Origin of the sequence: Microbacterium sp. Leaf159 (genome assembly GCF_001423615.1) — a bacterium.
In the GTDB taxonomy this organism is placed as follows: domain Bacteria; phylum Actinomycetota; class Actinomycetes; order Actinomycetales; family Microbacteriaceae; genus Microbacterium.
In genome coordinates, this window is sequence record NZ_LMOU01000002.1 from 289729 (window position 1) to 307556 (window position 17828).

21 protein-coding genes and 2 tRNA genes are annotated in these 17828 nt (G+C 68.1%); 6 read left to right on the forward strand and 17 right to left on the reverse strand.

The window, feature by feature from the left end:
• Nucleotides 1-29: 29 nt before the first annotated feature.
• Both pstB and ASF80_RS15045 read left to right on the forward strand, forming a co-directional pair.
• Nucleotides 30-809: a phosphate ABC transporter ATP-binding protein PstB gene (gene pstB / locus ASF80_RS15040; RefSeq protein ID WP_056312627.1), complete on the forward strand. Its 780-nt coding sequence runs from the start codon at nucleotides 30-32 to the stop codon at nucleotides 807-809.
• Nucleotides 810-1115: 306 nt separating this feature from the next.
• Nucleotides 1116-1877 carry a DUF559 domain-containing protein gene (locus ASF80_RS15045; protein WP_082488405.1) on the forward strand — a complete coding sequence of 254 codons (762 nt, stop codon included), beginning with the start codon at nucleotides 1116-1118 and terminating at the stop codon, nucleotides 1875-1877.
• A gap of 103 nt (nucleotides 1878-1980) precedes the next feature.
• Here the strand turns inward: ASF80_RS15045 and ASF80_RS15050 are convergent, their stop codons facing one another.
• The 4 genes from ASF80_RS15050 to sigK all read right to left on the reverse strand — a co-directional run bounded on the left by ASF80_RS15050 (nucleotide 1981) and on the right by sigK (nucleotide 5149).
• The gene (locus ASF80_RS15050) at nucleotides 1981-2865 is read right to left on the reverse strand and encodes an aminodeoxychorismate lyase (RefSeq protein ID WP_056312631.1); all 885 of its coding nucleotides are present in this window, start codon (nucleotides 2863-2865) and stop codon (nucleotides 1981-1983) included.
• Between the two features lie 190 nt (nucleotides 2866-3055).
• Nucleotides 3056-3685, reverse strand: coding sequence for a hypothetical protein (locus tag ASF80_RS15055; protein ID WP_056312633.1), 630 nt, complete (start codon nucleotides 3683-3685; stop codon nucleotides 3056-3058).
• A gap of 70 nt (nucleotides 3686-3755) precedes the next feature.
• On the reverse strand, nucleotides 3756-4553 hold the full coding sequence (locus ASF80_RS15060) for an anti-sigma factor (RefSeq protein ID WP_056312634.1): 798 nt from the start codon (nucleotides 4551-4553) through the stop codon (nucleotides 3756-3758).
• Nucleotides 4550-5149: an ECF RNA polymerase sigma factor SigK gene (sigK, locus tag ASF80_RS15065; protein ID WP_200934819.1), complete on the reverse strand. Its 600-nt coding sequence runs from the start codon at nucleotides 5147-5149 to the stop codon at nucleotides 4550-4552. Before sigK ends, ASF80_RS15060 begins: the two co-directional genes overlap by 4 nt.
• Nucleotides 5150-5372: 223 nt before the next feature.
• On the opposite strand from sigK, the gene ASF80_RS15070 reads away from it, so the two are divergent.
• The 3 genes from ASF80_RS15070 to ASF80_RS15080 all read left to right on the forward strand — a co-directional run bounded on the left by ASF80_RS15070 (nucleotide 5373) and on the right by ASF80_RS15080 (nucleotide 6889).
• On the forward strand, nucleotides 5373-6029 hold the full coding sequence (locus ASF80_RS15070) for a fasciclin domain-containing protein (RefSeq protein ID WP_056312637.1): 657 nt from the start codon (nucleotides 5373-5375) through the stop codon (nucleotides 6027-6029).
• Between the two features lie 130 nt (nucleotides 6030-6159).
• A tRNA-Lys gene (locus tag ASF80_RS15075) sits at nucleotides 6160-6232 on the forward strand.
• Between the two features lie 108 nt (nucleotides 6233-6340).
• A complete protein-coding gene (locus tag ASF80_RS15080) occupies nucleotides 6341-6889 on the forward strand; it encodes a type 1 glutamine amidotransferase domain-containing protein (protein WP_056312639.1) in 549 nt (182 codons plus the stop codon).
• Between the two features lie 30 nt (nucleotides 6890-6919).
• Here ASF80_RS15080 and ASF80_RS15085 read toward each other — a convergent pair whose 3' ends face one another.
• Complete coding sequence (locus ASF80_RS15085) at nucleotides 6920-7441, reverse strand: CGNR zinc finger domain-containing protein (RefSeq protein WP_056312642.1); 522 nt, start codon at nucleotides 7439-7441, stop codon at nucleotides 6920-6922.
• Between the two features lie 25 nt (nucleotides 7442-7466).
• Here ASF80_RS15085 and ASF80_RS15090 point away from each other — a divergent pair, with 25 nt between their 5' ends.
• Nucleotides 7467-7679 carry a hypothetical protein gene (locus ASF80_RS15090; RefSeq protein WP_056312644.1) on the forward strand — a complete coding sequence of 71 codons (213 nt, stop codon included), beginning with the start codon at nucleotides 7467-7469 and terminating at the stop codon, nucleotides 7677-7679.
• 8 nt (nucleotides 7680-7687) lie between these two features.
• Here the strand turns inward: ASF80_RS15090 and ASF80_RS15095 are convergent, their stop codons facing one another.
• The 12 genes from ASF80_RS15095 to ASF80_RS15150 all read right to left on the reverse strand — a co-directional run bounded on the left by ASF80_RS15095 (nucleotide 7688) and on the right by ASF80_RS15150 (nucleotide 17805).
• Entirely contained in the window at nucleotides 7688-8320 is a 633-nt protein-coding gene (locus ASF80_RS15095) for a M23 family metallopeptidase (RefSeq protein ID WP_056312646.1), read from the reverse strand.
• Nucleotides 8317-8844 (reverse strand): DUF1697 domain-containing protein, encoded by a 528-nt coding sequence (locus ASF80_RS15100; RefSeq protein WP_056312648.1) that lies wholly within the window; start codon nucleotides 8842-8844, stop codon nucleotides 8317-8319. The genes ASF80_RS15095 and ASF80_RS15100 overlap by 4 nt, the downstream gene beginning before the upstream one ends.
• On the reverse strand, nucleotides 8841-9422 hold the full coding sequence (locus tag ASF80_RS15105; protein WP_056312650.1) for an isochorismatase family protein: 582 nt from the start codon (nucleotides 9420-9422) through the stop codon (nucleotides 8841-8843). The genes ASF80_RS15100 and ASF80_RS15105 overlap by 4 nt, the downstream gene beginning before the upstream one ends.
• A gap of 134 nt (nucleotides 9423-9556) precedes the next feature.
• Nucleotides 9557-9632, reverse strand: a tRNA-Thr gene (locus tag ASF80_RS15110).
• Between the two features lie 51 nt (nucleotides 9633-9683).
• A complete protein-coding gene (locus ASF80_RS15115) occupies nucleotides 9684-11240 on the reverse strand; it encodes an alpha/beta hydrolase (RefSeq protein ID WP_056312652.1) in 1557 nt (518 codons plus the stop codon).
• Complete coding sequence (locus tag ASF80_RS15120; protein WP_056312655.1) at nucleotides 11237-12394, reverse strand: DNA polymerase III subunit delta'; 1158 nt, start codon at nucleotides 12392-12394, stop codon at nucleotides 11237-11239. The genes ASF80_RS15115 and ASF80_RS15120 overlap by 4 nt, the downstream gene beginning before the upstream one ends.
• 68 nt (nucleotides 12395-12462) lie before the next feature.
• Nucleotides 12463-13092 carry a dTMP kinase gene (gene tmk, locus ASF80_RS15125; RefSeq protein WP_056312657.1) on the reverse strand — a complete coding sequence of 210 codons (630 nt, stop codon included), beginning with the start codon at nucleotides 13090-13092 and terminating at the stop codon, nucleotides 12463-12465.
• On the reverse strand, nucleotides 13089-15929 hold the full coding sequence (gene topA, locus ASF80_RS15130) for a type I DNA topoisomerase (RefSeq protein WP_056312659.1): 2841 nt from the start codon (nucleotides 15927-15929) through the stop codon (nucleotides 13089-13091). The genes tmk and topA overlap by 4 nt, the downstream gene beginning before the upstream one ends.
• Nucleotides 15930-16027: 98 nt before the next feature.
• On the reverse strand, nucleotides 16028-16357 hold the full coding sequence (locus ASF80_RS15135; RefSeq protein ID WP_056312661.1) for a hypothetical protein: 330 nt from the start codon (nucleotides 16355-16357) through the stop codon (nucleotides 16028-16030).
• A 28-nt stretch (nucleotides 16358-16385) separates the two neighbouring features.
• Nucleotides 16386-16730: a TadE family type IV pilus minor pilin gene (locus ASF80_RS15140; RefSeq protein ID WP_056312663.1), complete on the reverse strand. Its 345-nt coding sequence runs from the start codon at nucleotides 16728-16730 to the stop codon at nucleotides 16386-16388.
• Complete coding sequence (locus tag ASF80_RS15145; RefSeq protein WP_056312665.1) at nucleotides 16730-16927, reverse strand: DUF4244 domain-containing protein; 198 nt, start codon at nucleotides 16925-16927, stop codon at nucleotides 16730-16732. The genes ASF80_RS15140 and ASF80_RS15145 overlap by 1 nt, the downstream gene beginning before the upstream one ends.
• A gap of 53 nt (nucleotides 16928-16980) precedes the next feature.
• Entirely contained in the window at nucleotides 16981-17805 is an 825-nt protein-coding gene (locus ASF80_RS15150; protein WP_321163982.1) for a type II secretion system F family protein, read from the reverse strand.
• Nucleotides 17806-17828 lie beyond the last annotated feature (23 nt).

Sequence of the window (17828 nt, forward strand, 5' to 3'; positions counted from 1 at the left end):
ATACCCGACTGAACCAAAGGATCCCTCTCGTGTCCAAGAGCATCGAAGTCAACGACCTCAACGTCTACTACAGCGACTTCCTCGCCGTCGAAGGCGTCAGCATCGACATCAAGCCCAACACCGTGACGGCGTTCATCGGCCCGTCCGGCTGCGGCAAGTCCACGTTCCTGCGCACCCTCAACCGCATGCACGAGGTCATCCCCGGCGCCCGCGTCGAGGGCGAGGTGCTGATCGACGGCAAGAACCTCTACGGTGCAGGCGTCGACCCCGTGCTCGTGCGTCGCCAGGTCGGCATGGTGTTCCAGCGCCCGAACCCGTTCCCCACGATGTCGATCAAGGAGAACGTGCTCGCGGGCGTCAAGCTGAACAACACGCGCATGGCGAAGAGCGACCAGGACGCCCTGGTCGAGAAGTCGCTGCGCGGCGCCAACCTCTGGAACGAGGTCAAGGACCGCCTCGACCGCCCCGGCTCCGGCCTCTCGGGCGGACAGCAGCAGCGTCTGTGCATCGCCCGCGCGATCGCCGTGTCACCCGACGTGATCCTGATGGACGAGCCCTGCTCGGCCCTCGACCCGATCTCGACCTTCGCGATCGAGGAGCTCATCGCCGAGATCAAGACCCAGTACACCGTCGTCATCGTGACGCACAACATGCAGCAGGCCAGCCGCGTCTCCGACAAGACGGCGTTCTTCAACATCGCCGGCACCGGCAAGCCCGGCAAGCTCATCGAGTACGACGACACCCGCACGATGTTCACCACCCCGTCGGTGCAGGCCACCGAGGACTACGTCTCGGGCCGCTTCGGATAAGCATCCGCTCATCGACTCCGCTCTGCCGCCGCTTGGAAAACCCAGACCATCGTGTCCCACAGCCGCGCGTCGACTCCTCGACGCGCGGCCGGGGATACCGACGGTCTGGGTTTTCCCGTCGATGACTGGGCCTGCACTTCTGGGTGACAGGATGCGCTACGCACAGAACTTGGGAGAACACAGGATTTCTCCGGTCGGTGACGACGGCGATCACCCATCGTCTTCGGATGACGTTCACCCGAGCAGACGCCGCTCTCCGCACACTCGGCCGTATAGCGCGCACCTCTGAACTGAAACGTCTGGGGGGTGACAGAGTCCGAACTCACCAGGGCCGTGAGATCTGGGGAGGTCATCCGGGCCCGCCAGGGTGTGTACGCGCTCGCTGACGTTCAGGCCGTCATCGTCCACGCGGCCTCGCACGGCGGCACGGTGGGATGCTGTGCCGCCGGGCTCCTGCACGGCCTCTGGATCCTCGAGGCACCGCCGGAATGTCATGTCTGGATGGGGACGGCCGGAACCCCTCGCTCCTCCTGCGAGGACTGCCACATCCATTGGGACGAGGGAAAAGTCGCCGTCGGCGCACCTCCGCCGGTCCGGAATGTACTTCTGCAGATCTCACGCTGCGCCACGGAAGACACGTTCTTCGCGGCATTGGAATCGGCCCTGCGGCAGTCGTTGCTCCGAGCCAGGGATCTGACATGGCTCGTGGTGCATCTCCCCATCGCGATGAGGTGGCTCGTCGCCTTCGCGCGAGCGGATGCCGACAGCGGCCTGGAGTCGCTCCTCCGTCTCCGGCTGTACCGCCTCGGCATAGAAGCCCGGCCTCAGGTGTGGATCGCCGGCGGGGGAGAGGTGGACTTCGTCGTCGGAGCGCGCCTGATCATCGAAGCCGATGGACGCGCGAACCACGACGGCGGGGGTCTGAGGGCGAAGGATCTTCAGCGAGACGCAGCCGCCGCCGCACTGGGCTACCAGACCCTACGTTTCACGTACGCGATGATCGTGCACGATTGGCGGGCGGTTGTCGACGCGATCGACGGTGCGCTGCTCCGGGACGGGCATCGATGAGAGGGGACTCCGAGAGCGATGGCCGACGCCCCGGCGCGTCGTCCGGCGCCACACCGCTGAGGCCGCGGATCATCTGCGTTTTCCGAGGCCGCCGAGGCGACGCTCAGTCTCGGGGCGAGAGCAGGTACCGGTTCAGCTCGGCGGTGAGGGCGTGGTCGACGGGCAGGTCGACCCCGTCGACGGCGGTGATCGGGGCGGCGAGCCGGACGCTCGAGACCAGCCAGGCGGCATCCGCGCGCGGAAGATCGGATGCCGGAACCTGACCGTACTCGGCGTCGAGACCGCGGGTGGCGAGGTACTCGTAGACGCTGAGCTGGGTGGTGCCGTGCAGGATGCCGCCGTTGGGCGCCGGGGTGACGAATCGACCGCCGATGCGGAGGATCAGCGAGGCGGTGGGCGCCTCGAGCACGAAGCCGTCGCGGGAGAGGAAGATCGCGTCGTCGGCGCCCCGCCGGTGCGCTTCGCGCAGCGCCGCCATGTTCACCGCATACGAAAGGGTCTTGGCGCCGAGCAGCAGCCATGGCGCGTTCTCGGCGACATCGAGGTCGTAGCCTCGGTCGAGCGTGACGACGCGGATCCCGCGCTCCCGCACCGCGGCGAAATCGGATGCCGGTGCCGCCGTGACCCACGCGGTCGGAGTGGGTCCGTGCTCGACGCCTCGGCTGAGGATGAGCTTGATGACGTACTCGCCCTGCTCGCAGTGGGCGGCGGCCTGCTCGATGGCTTGACGCCACTGCGTCTGGTTCGGCAGCGGCAGGTCGCAGAGCTGCGCGGAGTGGGCGAGCCGCTCGAGATGAGGGATGACCTCCTGCGCGTGCCCGTCGACGACGCCGATCGATTCGAAGACGCCGTCACCGCGCTGGGTGCTCAGCTCCCTCACGCTCAGTGCAGGCGCTGCCGCATCGACGAGCGTGAAGCTGTCGGCGAAGTCGGAGCGGTCCGCGTCCGCAGCAGCCGGATCGATCATCAGAGCAAAGCGCCGGGTCATGCTCCGAGCCTAGACTCCCGGGAATGGCCGCAGTGCGATCTTGTTACAATGGAATGGCCGGGCCGCATAACCCCGGGCTCCAATTTTTGCCGCTACGAGCGGCCTTCCGCCGAGAGGCGTTCTTGCGGCCCGGTCTTTTCCTGTCCGGGGCCGGAATCTCGGCCGTCTGGCTCAGGTTGGCGCCGCAGGCTCAGGACAGTGCGTCCATCCGCCACAGCACCGCAGAGGCCGACAGATCCTGCGCATAGCTGCTCAACCGCAGCGCCCTCGTGGTGAGTTCGCTCGCGCGGGCGGGCTCGGTCGGCTCGTAGTCGTCGGCCGTGTGCGTCGCACCGGACGCCTGCACGCGGCAGAACGCCGCAGCACGGTCGAGCGCCACAGCGAAGTCGCCGCGGAAGGCGCCGCGCAGGATCGTGTCGATGAGCGCGACGAGCTCGTCGGGGTTGGCCGGCACCGGGGCGCCCGCGATCACCGCATCCACCGAGGAGAGCTCCACGCGTCCCCGTTCGTAGAGCAGCGCAGCGGTGTGCGGGTCGCCATGGATCGCAAGCTGCAGGATGTACAGCCGCCACAGCGCGCCGGGAAGAGTGCGCGACGGCGCCTTGGACCACAGCTCGGCGATCTCGTCGATCCCGTGCTCGTCGGTGAACGCGACGAGGCGGTCGGCGCTCACCCCGCTCTCGTCGGCGCGCACACGGGCCAGCAGAGCGGATGCGGTCGCATGCGCGATCCTCGTCTCCTCGGCAGGGTCATGGCTGCCGACGATGTTGTCGAAGGCGCTGGTGGGCCGGCGGACCGGCCGGGAGAACTGCTCAGGCATCAGTCCAGGGTACGCGCCATCCGCGACGTCGGGCGTGCGAGGCCAGGCTGCCGGGATCGGGCGCCCGCGGTCACGCGGTGGGGATCACGACGACGGGGTCGGACGTCGGGGAGCCCGAGGGCGACCCTCCGGCCTGCTCCACCGTCACGGCGATCACATCACCCGCGTGCATATCGCCGGCGAGCACCGCGGTCGCGTCTCCGCCGTCGGCCGCGAACACACCGGCCGAGACCGGGGTGTCGCCGCGGACGTACCAGAGTTCGTAGGTCTCGTCCTCGGAGAGCGCCGGGATGCCGTCGGTCACGAGGACCGACTTGCCGAGCGACGCGGACCAGTGAGCGGTCGCCGTTCCACCGCTCTCGAGCGAGACGCTGGCCTGCTGCGCGTCTCCGGCGGCCTGGATGTCCTCCAGGGCGACGACGCTCGCCGGGCGGTTCAGGTACGTGTTGATCGCGGCTGCACCGACACCCACGCCGACGAGGAGCGCGAGGCACGCGGCGAGCGCGAAGAGGATGCGCAGGCGACGGACCGGGGCCTTGGGAGTGGATTCTCCACCGAGCGGCGCCGGCGCGGCATCCGCAGCCGAGGGCTCCTCGGGCACGGTGTCGGGCACGGAGGTGGTCTGGATGACGTCGCCGCCCTGCGGGGTCACGGCGATGCGTGCGAGGAGCGCTGCGCGGATCTCCGGCGACGGAACGGCCGGAGCGGCTCCGCCGGAAAGGAGCGACGCGCTGTCGGCATCGGTGTCCGCGATGCGCTGCCACTCGGGGTGCACGGCGAGTGCCGCGTGGTAACGCTGCTGGTCGTCGGGCGACAGTGCATCGAGTGCTGCTCCTGCCGCGAGTTCCGCGAATTCCTGCTCGTTCATGCTGTCACCCCCATGGCTGTCCTCAGGCGCGAGAGTCCATCTCGCATCCGTGTCTTGATCGTCCCCAGCGGTGCTCCCACGAGCACCGCGACTTCATTTTGACTGTATCCGCCGTAGTAGGCCAGTACGAGGGCCTCGCGCTGTGCCTCGGGAAGGCCCGAGAGAGCGTGAACGACCTTCTCGCCCTCGATGCCCAGCTCCACCGTCTCCGCGACACTGTCGTGCGCGACTCCGATATCCCTGAACCCGGCCCGCACATCCCTGTCCGCGCTGGACTGGGATGCCCGCACCCGGTCGACCGCACGACGGTGCGCGATCGTCATCACCCAGGTTCTTCCCTGCCCCTTGTTCGGAGCGAACTTGGAAGCGGATTGCCAGATCTCCAGAAAAACTTCCTGAAGCACCTCTTCGCTCTGAGAGCGGTTCACGAGTACACGGAGGATCAGACCGAAGACCCTCGAGGAGAGCGAGTCGTAGAGCTCCGCGAATGCACGCTGGTCACCGTCGCCGATGCGAACGAGCAGGTCAGCGACAGCATCCTTTGCCGTACCGTCTTCGGGTACGTCCATCCCATCGATGACCATCTCTACCAGCATGCCGCATCCACATTGCTTTCTCGTGCAACCGCCACCCGAAAGTGACGGAAATGAGTCCTCTTAAGTGCTGTTCCTCGGATGCTGTTCGCTGCGGCCCTCGAAACGGATTGGATCAGGCGGCTCCGAAAATTCTTTTGCACTTTCTCCCATCCGATCTCGGAGGGGCTCCGAACAGCCATCAACGCCACGGAGAGGCCGTGGCAAAGTTCTGAAGGAGCTCGAGATGTTCAGCACCAAGAAGAAGGTCACCGCAGCCATCACCCTCGGCCTTGCGAGCGCATTCCTGCTCTCCGCATGTTCCATGGGCGGAACCACCGACGAGCCGTCGGAGTCGATGGCACCGGAGTCGTCCGAGACGACCGCTCCCGAGACGATGGATCCCGCCGCGGACCTGGTCGGCCCCGGTTGCGCCGCATACGCAGAGGCAGTGCCGGATGGCGCAGGTTCGGTCGAGGGCATGTCTCTTGACCCGGTCGCCACCGCAGCATCCAACAACCCGCTGCTCACCACCCTGGTCGCGGCAGTCAGCGGCCAGCTCAACCCTGACGTCGACCTCGTCGACACGCTGAACGGCGACGAGTTCACCGTCTTCGCACCGGTCGACGACGCCTTCGCGAAGATCGACCCCGCCACCATCGAGGCTCTCAAGACCGACAGCGCCACGCTGAGCTCGATCCTGACGTACCACGTGGTCCCCGGCCAGATCGCTCCCTCTGACATCGATGGCACGCATGCCACCGTTCAGGGTGCTGACCTCGAGGTCACCGGCAGCGGCGACTCGCTGATGGTCAACGACGCGAACGTCATCTGCGGTGGCGTCAAGACCGCCAACGCGACCGTGTACCTGATCGACTCGGTGCTGATGCCCCCGGCTGAGTAAGCCATGGGACGCCGAGGCAGGACTCGGCACACACCATCTCGCCACTCAGGGGGAGGACGGTGAGATGGAGAAGGAGCCGCTGGCGATACGTCGTCAGCGGCTCCTTCTTTGCGCCCTAGACTGGAGGGGCGGGCCTCTAGCTCAGTTGGCAGAGCATCGGACTTTTAATCCGCGGGTCGTGGGTTCGAGCCCCACGGGGCCCACCGTTATCACCGCCGCGTCCATCCGGCCACCCCCTTCACGGCGGCCGCCGCGTGCGAGAGTGTCGAGTCATCCCCACCGGGACCTCCACCTCCACGAAAGGACGCATCATGGCGACTCTCACCGACAATCGAGTGGCATTCCTTGCCACGGACGGATTCGAGGACAGCGAGCTGACCAGTCCGTGGGAAGCGGTGCAGGGCGAAGGCGCGAGCGCCACGCTGATCGCCCCAGAAGGACTGCAGATCACCGGCAAGAACGGTCATGTCCAGCACGTCGATCTCACCTCGGACGCCGCGACAGCCGATGAGTTCGACGCGCTCGTGCTTCCGGGCGGCGTGGTGAACGCCGATCACCTGCGGCTCGACAAGCCATCGATCGAACTCGCCCGCTCGTTCTTCGAGCAGCACAAGCCCGTCGCCGTGATCTGTCACGGCGCCTGGATCCTGATCGAGGCCGGCGTCGTCGACGGACGCACGCTCACGAGCTACCCGAGTCTCGCGACCGATCTCCGCAACGCCGGAGCGACCTGGGTCGACGAAGAGGTCGTGGTCGACGAGGGCCTTGTCTCGAGCCGCACCCCCGACGACCTGCCCGCGTTCAACGCCAAGCTGATCGAAGAGGTCGCCGAAGGCCGTCACGCCGAGCAGACCGCGTGACCTGATCGGAGCGCATCCGGCGGTCCGGTGTCAGGCGCCTGCGCGCGCCCTGTGACGCCGGACCGCCGCTCTGTTCGCACAGCGCACCGAGCAGAAGCGCTGCCTGCCGTTCCGCGTCACGTCCACGACGACATTCGTGCACGGCGAGGCCTCGCAGCGTCCGAGGCGATCCATGCCTCGCGTGACGAGGTGCAATGACGTGCCGACCGCGAAGATCGCGCGAAGCACATACGGCAGTGACTGCACGTCGTCTCGGTAGTGCAGGTGCCATCCCTCACCGTCGTGATTCGTGAGGCGTGGATAGGCCGCGGCCTTCGCCATCTGCGCATTGAGCACTTCGGCTCTGGCCGCGGGATCCCGCTCGTCGACGATCCGCAGCCAGTCGTCGACGACGTCGCGGATGCGCTCATGGTCGTCGGGCGCAGGCGGGAACGTCATCGTCATGCCCATCTCGAGCGTTCTCTCCTCGATTCCGGCGCGATCGGCGGGAAAGTCGTCGGCGAGCGATGCGGCCAGCAGCACCGCATACTCTCCGTAAGGGTTGAGATGCATAAGGCCATTACATCACGCTGGATGCATGACCTCACTGCACACCCTCCCGATCCCCCGTCAGACCACCCTCGCGCACGAGCATGAGCACGAGCACTCCTGGCTCGTCGACTCGCGGCATCCGACCAGCGAGGGCATCGTCCTGTACGTGCGGTGCGGCGGATGCGGGATGCACAGGGTGGATCTGCAGACTCACCCGCAGGTGCCGCCGGCTGCGCTCAGCCGAGAGACCTCGGGCTGAACGTCCGCTCAGACCACGACGATCTCGCCGTTCCGCGGCACCCAGGCCGGCGCCCCTGCCCGCAGGAAGGCCAGCGCAACGCCTCGCCCGTTCCGCTCGATCGAGTCGGACACCTGCACATGCAGATGCGGCTCTGTACTGTTGCCGGAGTTGCCGCATTCTCCGATCGCGTCCCCCGCATCCACCCGATCACCGGGCCGGGGCCGCACGCTCCCTGCCCGCAGGTGCGCGAGCAGCACCACGGCTCCGTCGGAGCAGATGACGATGTGATTCCCGGCGATCGCCGGTGCACCCCCACGAATGCGCGATCGCTGGGTGAGTGCGTATCCCAGTTGCGCCCCCATCGAGCGCCGCGCCACGTGGTCGACCTCTCCGTCGTGCACACGCACCACCTCGCCGGACAGCGGCGCGAGGATCGCACGTCCGAAGCCGACGAACGCGTCAGGAGGCTCGGTCCCGAAGACGCTCCCGAGGCTGCGGGGCGCACTGCGGCCGTTCGCGTCGACCGGCACGAAGTCGATCGCGTGCGAGCTGCCGAACAGCTCCGTGCCGTGACTGGGCACCCGCGACGCCGGGCTGTTCTGCACGATCCACCGCCCGGTGAAGGGCAGAACCAGCTCGACCGGCGGTTGAGCGCTCATGCGGTCAGCTCGGCGATCTTTCTGACCGTGCGGAGGTTGCGCGCGGTGCCGGCGACACCGAGAGCACGATCGAGGACGACTTTCGTGAGCTTCGTGCTGTGCACGCCGCCCTCGGCATAGTCGATCCACAGGTCGTCGCCGACGAGCGCGATCCGCTCCCCCGCCACGAGACGCTGCTGCAGCGCTTCGACGGCCCCGAGTGCTGCCGGACCCTCGAGGAACATCGCGTGCAGCATCTTCTCGGTCGCGCCGCTGAAGGGGTGCGCCTGCAGAGCCCGCACGAGTGCCTCGTGCGTCCGCAGGATCACCGGAGTGTCGACGCCGAACTCCCGGGCGATGAGGGCGCGGACCTCTTGACACGCGGATGCCGGATCGTCCGGATGCTCGCACAGGATGTTCCCGCTCGCGATGTAGGTCGACACCTCCCCCAGCACCGGGACGAGCGCCTCGCGCAGCTCGGCCATCGGCACACGATTGCGCCCGGAGACGTTGACCGCCCGTAGCAGGAGCACGCTGCGCGTCACGCAGCGCCGCTCTCGACCAGCGCGGCGCCTGCATGGGCGAGCTCGGCGAGCGCCGCCGCGCTCGGCTCGGGGGCGACACCGGCGATCAGATCGGTGAGGATCCGCACCTGTACGCCATGTGCGATCGCGTCGAGCGCAGACGCGCGGACACAGTGGTCGGTGGCGACCCCGACGACATCCGCGGTGAGCACGCCCGCGCCCGTCAGAATCGCACCGACGGTGTCGCCCGTCTCGGTCGCACCCTCGAACATCGAATACGCCGGCACACCCTGGCCCTTCTGCACGTGATGTGTGACGGCATCCGTCACCAGCAGCGGGTCGTACTCCGCACCCGCAGTGCCCGCGACGCAGTGCGCGGGCCAGGTGTCCACGAAGTCAGGGTCGTCGGCGAAGTGCCCCCCGTTGTCACCCGAGGCATCGTGCCAGTCCCTCGACGCGACGATCACGTCGTAGTCGCCGGCATGCGCCGCGAGGAAGGCGGACACGGCGGATGCGACGGCATCGCCGCCCGCGACGGCCAGCGCACCGCCCTCGGTGAAGTCGTTCTGCACATCGACGATCAGAAGCGCTCTGCTCATGTCTTCGAGGGTACGCCGGGAGGGGCGCGCGCGGGCTGCTGACCCGTCGAGTGGCGCCACCGCGATGGAACGAGCACGCGCCTCACGCAGGAAACCAAAAGGCCCTGTGATGTTGTTCACATCACAGGGCCTGCTGGAGCCGCTTGTCAGAATCGAACTGACGACCTTTTCATTACGAGTGAAATGCTCTGCCGACTGAGCTAAAGCGGCGCGATCATCGATATTACCCGTTCCTGGGCCGCACCGCGAATCGAGCCCGACTCACTCGCAGCGAAGACCGTCCTCGGGCACGACATCGTCGAGGAGGAAGGCCTCCACAGCGCTGTCGACGCACGTGTTGCCCTTGTTGTACCCGGTGTGTCCTTCGCCGACGCGGGTGATCAGCACGCCCTCTTCGAGCTGGTCAGCGAGGGACTCGGACCACTCGTACGGCGTCGCGGGGTCGTTGGTGGTGCCGACGACGAGGATGGGCCCTGCACCCTCTGCGGTGATCTCACCGCGGGTGCCGGTGGGCGGGTACGGCCACACCGAGCACGAGTCGGGGCCGTTCCAGTAGGGCGCGATGGTCGGCGCGCCCGCAGCGATCTTCGCGGTGCTGTCGGCTTCGGCCGCCGGGTCGTCCTCGACCGGATAGTCCATGCAGTTGTAGGCGCGAAACGCTTCGCTCGAGTTGTCGAGGTAACTGCCGTTCTCGCGGCCGTTGTAGAAGTCCGCGAGGAAGAAGGCCGTCGTCGGGTCGCCCTGAAGCGCTTCGTCGAAGGCCTGCGTCAGGTAGGGCCAGCTGTCGGCCGAGTACAGCGCCGCGATGATGCCGGTCATCAGCGCATCGGCGCCCAGCATGCGTCCGTCGCCGTTCTCGAGCGGCGATGCGTCGACGCTCGCGAGCAGTGCGCCGAGGTCGGCCATCGCCTCATCGACCGAGCCGTTGAACGGGCACTCACCCGAATCGAGGCAGTCCTGCATGTACGCGCGGAGGGCGGACTCGAAGCCGATCGCCTGGGTCGCTCCGACGTCGAGACCCGAGACCGCCGGGTCGATCGCACCGTCGAGCACGAGGCGCCCCGCCTTCTCGGGATAGAGATTGGCGTACGTCGCGCCGAGGAAGGTGCCGTACGAGTAGCCGAGGTAGTTCAGCTGCTTGTCACCGAGCACCGCACGGATCAGATCCATGTCTCGCGCCGCGTTGATGGTGGTGATGTACGGCAGGATGCCGCCGCTGTTCGCCTCGCACGCGTCGGCGAACTCCTTGTGCGCCTGAAGCAGCTCGGTCTCCCACTCGGCGCTCCCCCGGGGGGCTGTCGGGATCGTGTACAGGTAGTCGTCCATGCCCGCCGCATCGAAGCAGGTGACGGCGCTCGACTGTCCGACGCCGCGCGGGTCGAACCCGATCACGTCGTAATTCTCGATCAGATCGGCGCCGACGGCGAAGTCCAGGCTGTCGCGGACCAGCTCGACGCCACTGGCACCGGGGCCTCCCGGGTTGGTCAGCAGCGACCCCTGAGCGGTTCCCTCTGCCTGATGGCGCACCACCGACAGCGTGATCTCGCCCTCGCCCGGGTTCTCCCAGTCGAGCGGCGCGGTCACGTCGGTGCAGTCGAAGCCCGTGCCGCACTCGGTCCAGCTGAGCGTCTGCCCGTAGAAGGGCAGCAGATCCTCTGCGACGCCTTCGGTGTCCGGCGCGTTGGTGACTGACGGCTTCGGCTCGGCCCCCTCGGGGATAATCGCGTACAGGCAGCCGGAGAGTGCCACGGATGCGGCGGCGAGGCCGGCGATCACCGCCACGGCGCGTCGGATGCGGGAAGTCGGTCGAGTGTTCACGGTGTCCTCCCGCTCGTGACAGTCACGAGCAAGCTCTCGAGCGCGAGCAGCGGTGCGACGTTGCGCTCCAGCGACTGGCGGGTGTCGGCAAGGTGGTCGAGTACGACAAGCGTACGGGTCTCGGGCCAGGCGGCAGCCAGGGCCGCCAGTTCTTCGCGAAGCTCGCGGTTGATGAGTTCGCCGTCGCGGCCGAACTGCAGCATGACGACGTCGCGGAAGAGCGACTGCAGGTCGGTCAGCACCCTGTCGATCCCGTCGCGCAGGCTACGGGTCGCGCGCTTCTTCTGATCGTCTTCGAGCGCAGAGATCTGGGAACGCAGAGCAGGCGGCACGGCCTGGCCCTCGGCGATGCCGACCGTGCGCAACAGGCTCGCGCGCTCGGCCGCATCGCGTTCGGCTGTGAGGGCCTTGGCATCGTCGTTGGCTGCCTGGATGATGCGCCCGGCGACCTCGACCGCGTCGCTGACGCCGCGGACTCCCAGCACCGATCGCAGGGTCTCGTCACGACGTCTGCGGGCCGCGTCGTCGGTGGCCAGACGCTGAGCCATGCCGATGTGACGTTGCGCGTGACGAGCGGCCTGTTCGGCCACGGCCTCGTCGACGCCGGTGCGGAGCGTGATCAGCCGCGCCACGTCTGCGACGTCGGGCTCGCGCAGTCGCAGCGAGCGCACGCGCGAGCGGATCGTCGGCAGCAGATCGGCCTCGCTGGGCGCGCAGAGGATCCAGACGGTCTGCTCTGGCGGCTCTTCGAGTGCCTTCAGGAGGACGTTGGAGGTGCGCTCGACCATGCGATCGGCATCTTCGACCACGATCACTCGGTAGCGGCCGGCAGACGGTGCGAAATACGAACGCTCGACGAGAGCGCGGGCCTCGGCGATCGTGATGATGACCTTGTCGGTGCGCAGCGCCGTCACGTCGGGGTGCGTTCCCGCGAGCACCTGACGCATCGCAGCCTCATCGTCGGGGTGATCGGCGACCAGAGCGGCGGCGAACGCGTGGGCGAGAGTGGAGCGTCCCGAGCCGGGAGGCCCGGTGATCAGCCACGCATGCGACAGAGCGGTCGGATCGGATGCCGCGTTACGGAGCGTCTCGACGGCTGCGTCCTGCCCCCACACATCGGCCCACGGGAAGGCGGCGGCGACAGTCTGGGGCATGGACTCAGCCTAATCGGGAGCACCGACGTGCGCGGCACTCCCGGGGGAACGAGAGACGCCTGAGCGGTTCAGGCGACGAGGGCGGCGACGCGCTCGCGGATCTGAGCGGCGATCGCCTCGGGGGTCGCGGCGGCGTCGACGACCAGGAATCGCTCTGGCTCGTCTGCCGCCAGGGCGAGGAAGGACTCGCGGACACGCGCGTGGAACTCGGTCTTCTCGGCCTCGAGCCTGTCGAAGGGTTTGTCGGCCGAGTCGAGGCGCACGCGAGCGGACTCGGGATCGAGGTCGAGCAGCACGGTGAGGTCGGGCAGAGCGCCCTCTGCGGCCCACAGCGAGAGGTTGCGGACCTCGTCGCCGTCGAGCACACGACCCGCGCCCTGATAAGCCACGGACGAGTCGAGGTAGCGGTCCTGCAGAACGACCTCGCCGCGCTCCAACGCCGGTCGGACGACCGTCGCCACGTGATGCGCGCGGTCTGCGGCATAGAGCAGAGCCTCCGCACGGGGAGCGATGTCACCCCGGTGGTGCAGCACGATGTCGCGGATCAGCTGGCCGACCTCCGACCCGCCGGGCTCGCGCGTGCGCACCACGGCTCGGCCCGCGTCTCTCAGCCATTCGCCGAGGAGTTCGGCCTGCGTGGTCTTGCCTGAGCCGTCCCCGCCTTCGAGCGTGATCCAGACGCCGGGATGCGACGTCACGAACCGGCCTTCTTCGCGGCGTTCGCGGCACGGGTGGCCGCCGCCTTCTTGGCTGCTGCGGAGCGCGCGGCGGCCTTCTCGGCATCCGTCGCAGGCTTCTTCGCTGCAGGCTTCTTGGCGGCGGGCTTCTTCGCAGCCGGCTTCTTGGCGGCGGGCTTCTTCGCAGGCGCCTTCTTCGCCGCGCCTCGCTTGGGGGCAGGACCCTTCGCCCGCTTGTCCGCGAGCATCTGCACGGCGACCTCGAACGTGATGTCCTCGACCTTCTGGCCCCGCGGGATCGTCACGTTGGTCTCGCCATCGGTGACGTACGCGCCGAAGCGGCCGTCCCGGATGCGGATCGGCTTGCCGCTGACCGGATCGGCCTCGAACTCGGCGAGAGCGCTCGACGCACGACGCGAGCCCGCCCCGTACTTCGGCTGGGCGTAGATCTCGAGCGCCTTCTCGAGGGTGACATCGAAGATCTCCGATTCGCTCTCGAGCGACCGGGAGTCTGCGCCCTTCTTGAGGTACGGACCGAAGCGACCGTTCTGCGCGGTGATCTCGTCGCCAGTCTCGGGATCGGCTCCGACGACGCGAGGCAGGCTGAGCAGCTGCAGTGCGGTGTCGAGCTCGATCGTGTCTACCGACATCGAACGGAACAGCGAGGCGGTGCGCTGCTTGGGTGCAGCGGCCTTCTTCGCTCCGCGCTTCGGCTTGGGCGCCTCGACGACCTCGCCGGTCGCCTCGTCGACGGCGGCGTCTTCGGACACCGGGTCGTTCTCCTGCACGTAGGGTCCGAACCGGCCGTCCTTGACGACGACGATCTTGCCGTTGTCGGGATTCGTGCCGAGCACGCGGTCGCCGGCGACGGGAGCATCGATGAGCTCCTGCGCCTTGGCCGCCGTGAGCTCGTCTGGTGCGAGATCTTCCGGAACATTGACGATGCGCGGCTTCTCGTCCGGGGCCTCGGGGTTCGCGACCTCGAGGTAGGGGCCGTACTTGCCGAACCGCAGCGTCGCCGTCTCGGTGATCGGCGTGGAGTTGAGTGCGCGCGCGTCGATCTCGCCGAGGTTGTCGACGGTCTGACGCAGGCCGACATGCGAGTCGGACCCGTAATAGAAGGAACGCAGCCACTCGACGCGCTTCTGCTCGCCACGGGCGATCGCATCGAGATCGTCTTCGAGCGCGGCGGTGAAGTCGTAGTCGATCAGGTCGGCGAAGTGCTCTTCGAGCAGACGGACGACACTGAAAGCGAGCCAGGTCGGTACGAGGGCCTGGCCTCGCTTGGTGGCATAGCCGCGGTCGATGACGGTGCCGATGATGCTGGCGAACGTCGACGGACGCCCGATGCCGTGCTCTTCGAGCGCCTTCACGAGCGAAGCCTCGGTGTAGCGCGGCTTCGGGGTCGTGCGGTGGCCCTTGGCCTCGGACTCCGACATGCGCAGTTCGTCGCCGACGGCGACGATCGGGAGCGACTGATTCTCGTCGGCATCCTTGTCGTTGCGCTTCTCGTCGCGCCCCTCTTCGTACGCGTCAAGGAAGCCCTTGAAGGTGTAGACGGTTCCGGAGGCCGTGAACTCGGCCTTCTGCCCTGCGGCGTCGACGGCGATGGTGACCGTCGTGGTCTCGTACTTGGCATCGGCCATCTGGCTGGCGACGGTGCGCTTCCAGATGAGGTCGTAGAGGCGGAACTCCTCGCGGTCAAGCTCGGACGACACGGACTTCGGCGTGCGGAAGGTCTCCCCCGACGGGCGGATCGCCTCGTGCGCCTCCTGCGCGTTCTTGCTCTTCGACTTGTAGACGCGAGGCTTGAGGGGCACCGCCGTGTCGCCGTAGAGCGCGACGGCCTGGCTGCGGGCCGCCTGCACGGCCTGCGTGCTCAGCGCCACGGAGTCGGTACGCATATAGGTGATGTAACCCTTTTCGTACAGACGCTGGGCCACGCTCATCGCCTGCTTGGCGCTCATCGAGAGCTTGCGCCCCGCCTCCTGCTGCATCGTGGAGGTCGTGAACGGCGCGTACGGGCTGCGGGTTCCGGGCTTCGCCTCGACCTTGGTCACCGCGCCGGTGCCTGCCGCATCGACTGCGTGGGCGAGCGCTGCGGCCTTCTTCTCGTCGAGGATGACGACGGCCTTCTTGAGCTTTCCGTCGTCGTCGAAGTCCGTGCCACGTGCGAGCTGGCCGCCGTCGACCCGAACCAGGCGCACCTTGAATCCGGAAGACGACGAGGCGAGCGCCTCGACGTCCCAGTATTCGGCGGAGACGAACGCCATGCGCTCGCGTTCGCGCTCGACGATCATGCGGGTGGCGGCGGACTGCACGCGTCCCGCCGAGAGCCCGGTCTTGACCTTGTACCAGAGCACGGGTGAGACGTCCCAGCCGTAGAGCCGGTCGAGGATGCGACGGGTCTCCTGCGCGTCGACGAGGTCGATGTCGAGTTCGCGGGTGTTGCCGATGGCGGCCTGGATCGCGTCCTTGGTGATCTCGTGGAAGACCATGCGCTTGACAGGCACCTTGGGCTTGAGGGTCTCGAGCAGGTGCCACGCGATGGCCTCGCCCTCGCGGTCCTCATCAGTTGCGAGCAGGAGCTCGTCGGCGGTCTTGAGGGCGCGCTTGAGCTCGGCCACGGTCTTCGTCTTGCGATCGGAGACCACGTAATAGGGGTCGAAGTCGTTGTCGACGTCGATCGAGTACTTCCCGTAGGCCTGCTTGTCGGCGGCGGGGATGTCCTTCTTGTCTGCGAGGTCGCGGATGTGGCCGACAGAGCTGAGCACCTCGTAGCCATCGCCGAGGTACCCCTGAATCGACCGCATCTTCGTCGGAGACTCGACGATGACGAGCTTCTTGCCTTCAGCCAAGGGAGCGTCCTTTCTTCGAAGCACACCATACACACCGCCGTGATGGGTTGGTCACAGTGGTCGCCTGCATTTTCGCCGGAAAGTGCTTCGTGCCGCCGTCAGGATCCCTCGGGTGGCCCAGCACGGGCTCGGGAGACGGCAGCGAGTCCAGCGTACGCCGCGTTCACCTGCACGGTCGCCACGAAGCCGTCGACGGCGCAGTCCGTGAGCATGGCGCCGGAGGCGGCGGCGACACGGGCGGCGAGTGCGCACGGCTCCTCGCCCGTCGCAATCGCACCGCTGGCGGCGTCCGCCGCGGCGAGCGCCGCGGCATCGGCCGCTCCGGCTGCGCGCTGCGCCGTGACTGCCGCTCCCCCTACGGCGGCGAGCCCCAACGAGAGCGCCGCGGCGACCGACAGGAGACCGGCGGCGAGGGCTGACCCCGCCATCAGCGCTCCCCTTCTACAGCCCCGCTCATCACAGTCCTCCGGCGAGCGCGCAGCTGGATGACTGAAGCCCGATCCGGATGAGCCCGCCGACTTCGAAGTCCGTCTGCGCGGACACGCATACGAGATCGCCGGACGAACTCGTCAACATCCCCGCTCCCGGGACCGCGCTTGTCACGGCCCGCGCCGCGGCTCCCTCGTCTTCACCCCGGCCGAGAAGCCGCGCGGCATCCGCGGTCGCATCCTGGAGGGCGACCTGACGAGAGGCCGCCCCCAGAGCACCCGCGCCGAGGAGCAGCGCAAGCATGACAGCGGGCAGCGCAAGCGCGAGTTCGGCCGCGACGGAGCCGCGTTCACCGCAGCGGACGGCCCCCATCACGACACCGTGAGCGCCCGGCGGACGAGGTCGGTGAGGATGCCGCGCACCTCGTCGGACCTCATGATGACGACGAGGAGGCCCGCGAAGGCCACGGCGGCCATGGTCGTGATCGCATACTCCGCCGTGGCTGCGCCGCTGTCGTCGCCGAAGAGGGTCGCTGCGCGGCAGCGGGTGAGTTCGGGGATGGTGTTCATGGGTTCCTTCTTTCTGTGAGCGGATGCTCGGCGCATCCGGCGATGTGCGGCCGTCAGAGCGGCAGCGGTGTCGACACGAGGACGCTCAGCAGCATCGGGGCGACCCCGAGGAGGAGAAAGGCCGGCAGTGTGCAGACCCCGAGCGGGATGAGGAGCTTCGTCGAGAGCTTCGCCGCGCGCATGCGGCCGTCGACGCGGGACGCGTGGCGTTCCTGCCCCGCGGATGCACGCAGGAGTTCGCCGGCGGGCACACCGGCTGAGCGCGACAGATCGAGCACTGAACGGATGCGGGCGTCATCTCCGATCCGCGATGCGGGGCTCTCTTCGACCAGGCGCAGCGCGCGTGGGATGGAGGCACCGCCCGACAGTGCGACCGCCATAAGCTCTGCCCTCATTCCGGGAGTGCCCGGTTCCGGGCGGGCGCGCCTGAGCAGCCGCGCCGTCCACATTCGCGCCGCGAGGACGAGCAGCAGGCCGGCGACGACGCAGCCCGCACCGGCGGGAGTGCCGACGATCACTCCGACCGTGTCGAATCCGAGCGCGAAGCCGAGGAGGAGCCCTGCGAGCGGCATCCAGAGGAGAAGCCGGGCGGTGCCGGCCGGCTCGGCCAGCGCGATGCGCACGTCATCGGCGGCGGACGCCGCATCACGAAGCGTCTCGGCGATCATTCTCAGCACCTCGGCGAGCGGAGCCCCCACGGTCGTCGCCACCTCCCACGCCGCGGCGAGATCCTGCCACGCCCCGCCTTCGGCTTCGATCGCGGCGATCAACGGCGCACCCGCGTCGATCCGAGCGACGATCGACTCCGCATGAACGTCGCCGATCGAGACGAGGTGGCGCCACGCGACCACCGGCACCGCGCCAGCCTGCAGCAGCACCGCCAATGTCTGCACCGACGTGG

What these genes read in the sequence shown, in the direction of transcription:
- ASF80_RS15050 (WP_056312631.1), bottom strand. Translation starts at nt 2,865, where the DNA reads ATGACCCGGCGCTTTGCTCTGATGATCGATCCGGCTGCTGCGGACGCG.
- ASF80_RS15055 (WP_056312633.1), bottom strand. Translation starts at nt 3,685, where the DNA reads ATGCCTGAGCAGTTCTCCCGGCCGGTCCGCCGGCCCACCAGCGCCTTC.
- ASF80_RS15060 (WP_056312634.1), bottom strand. Translation starts at nt 4,553, where the DNA reads ATGAACGAGCAGGAATTCGCGGAACTCGCGGCAGGAGCAGCACTCGAT.
- sigK (WP_200934819.1), bottom strand. Translation starts at nt 5,149, where the DNA reads ATGCTGGTAGAGATGGTCATCGATGGGATGGACGTACCCGAAGACGGT.
- ASF80_RS15070 (WP_056312637.1), top strand. Translation starts at nt 5,373, where the DNA reads ATGTTCAGCACCAAGAAGAAGGTCACCGCAGCCATCACCCTCGGCCTT.
- ASF80_RS15080 (WP_056312639.1), top strand. Translation starts at nt 6,341, where the DNA reads ATGGCGACTCTCACCGACAATCGAGTGGCATTCCTTGCCACGGACGGA.
- ASF80_RS15085 (WP_056312642.1), bottom strand. Translation starts at nt 7,441, where the DNA reads ATGCATCTCAACCCTTACGGAGAGTATGCGGTGCTGCTGGCCGCATCG.
- ASF80_RS15090 (WP_056312644.1), top strand. Translation starts at nt 7,467, where the DNA reads ATGACCTCACTGCACACCCTCCCGATCCCCCGTCAGACCACCCTCGCG.
- ASF80_RS15095 (WP_056312646.1), bottom strand. Translation starts at nt 8,320, where the DNA reads ATGAGCGCTCAACCGCCGGTCGAGCTGGTTCTGCCCTTCACCGGGCGG.
- ASF80_RS15105 (WP_056312650.1), bottom strand. Translation starts at nt 9,422, where the DNA reads ATGAGCAGAGCGCTTCTGATCGTCGATGTGCAGAACGACTTCACCGAG.
- ASF80_RS15120 (WP_056312655.1), bottom strand. Translation starts at nt 12,394, where the DNA reads ATGCCCCAGACTGTCGCCGCCGCCTTCCCGTGGGCCGATGTGTGGGGG.
- ASF80_RS15135 (WP_056312661.1), bottom strand. Translation starts at nt 16,357, where the DNA reads ATGGCGGGGTCAGCCCTCGCCGCCGGTCTCCTGTCGGTCGCCGCGGCG.
- ASF80_RS15140 (WP_056312663.1), bottom strand. Translation starts at nt 16,730, where the DNA reads ATGGGGGCCGTCCGCTGCGGTGAACGCGGCTCCGTCGCGGCCGAACTC.
- ASF80_RS15145 (WP_056312665.1), bottom strand. Translation starts at nt 16,927, where the DNA reads ATGAACACCATCCCCGAACTCACCCGCTGCCGCGCAGCGACCCTCTTC.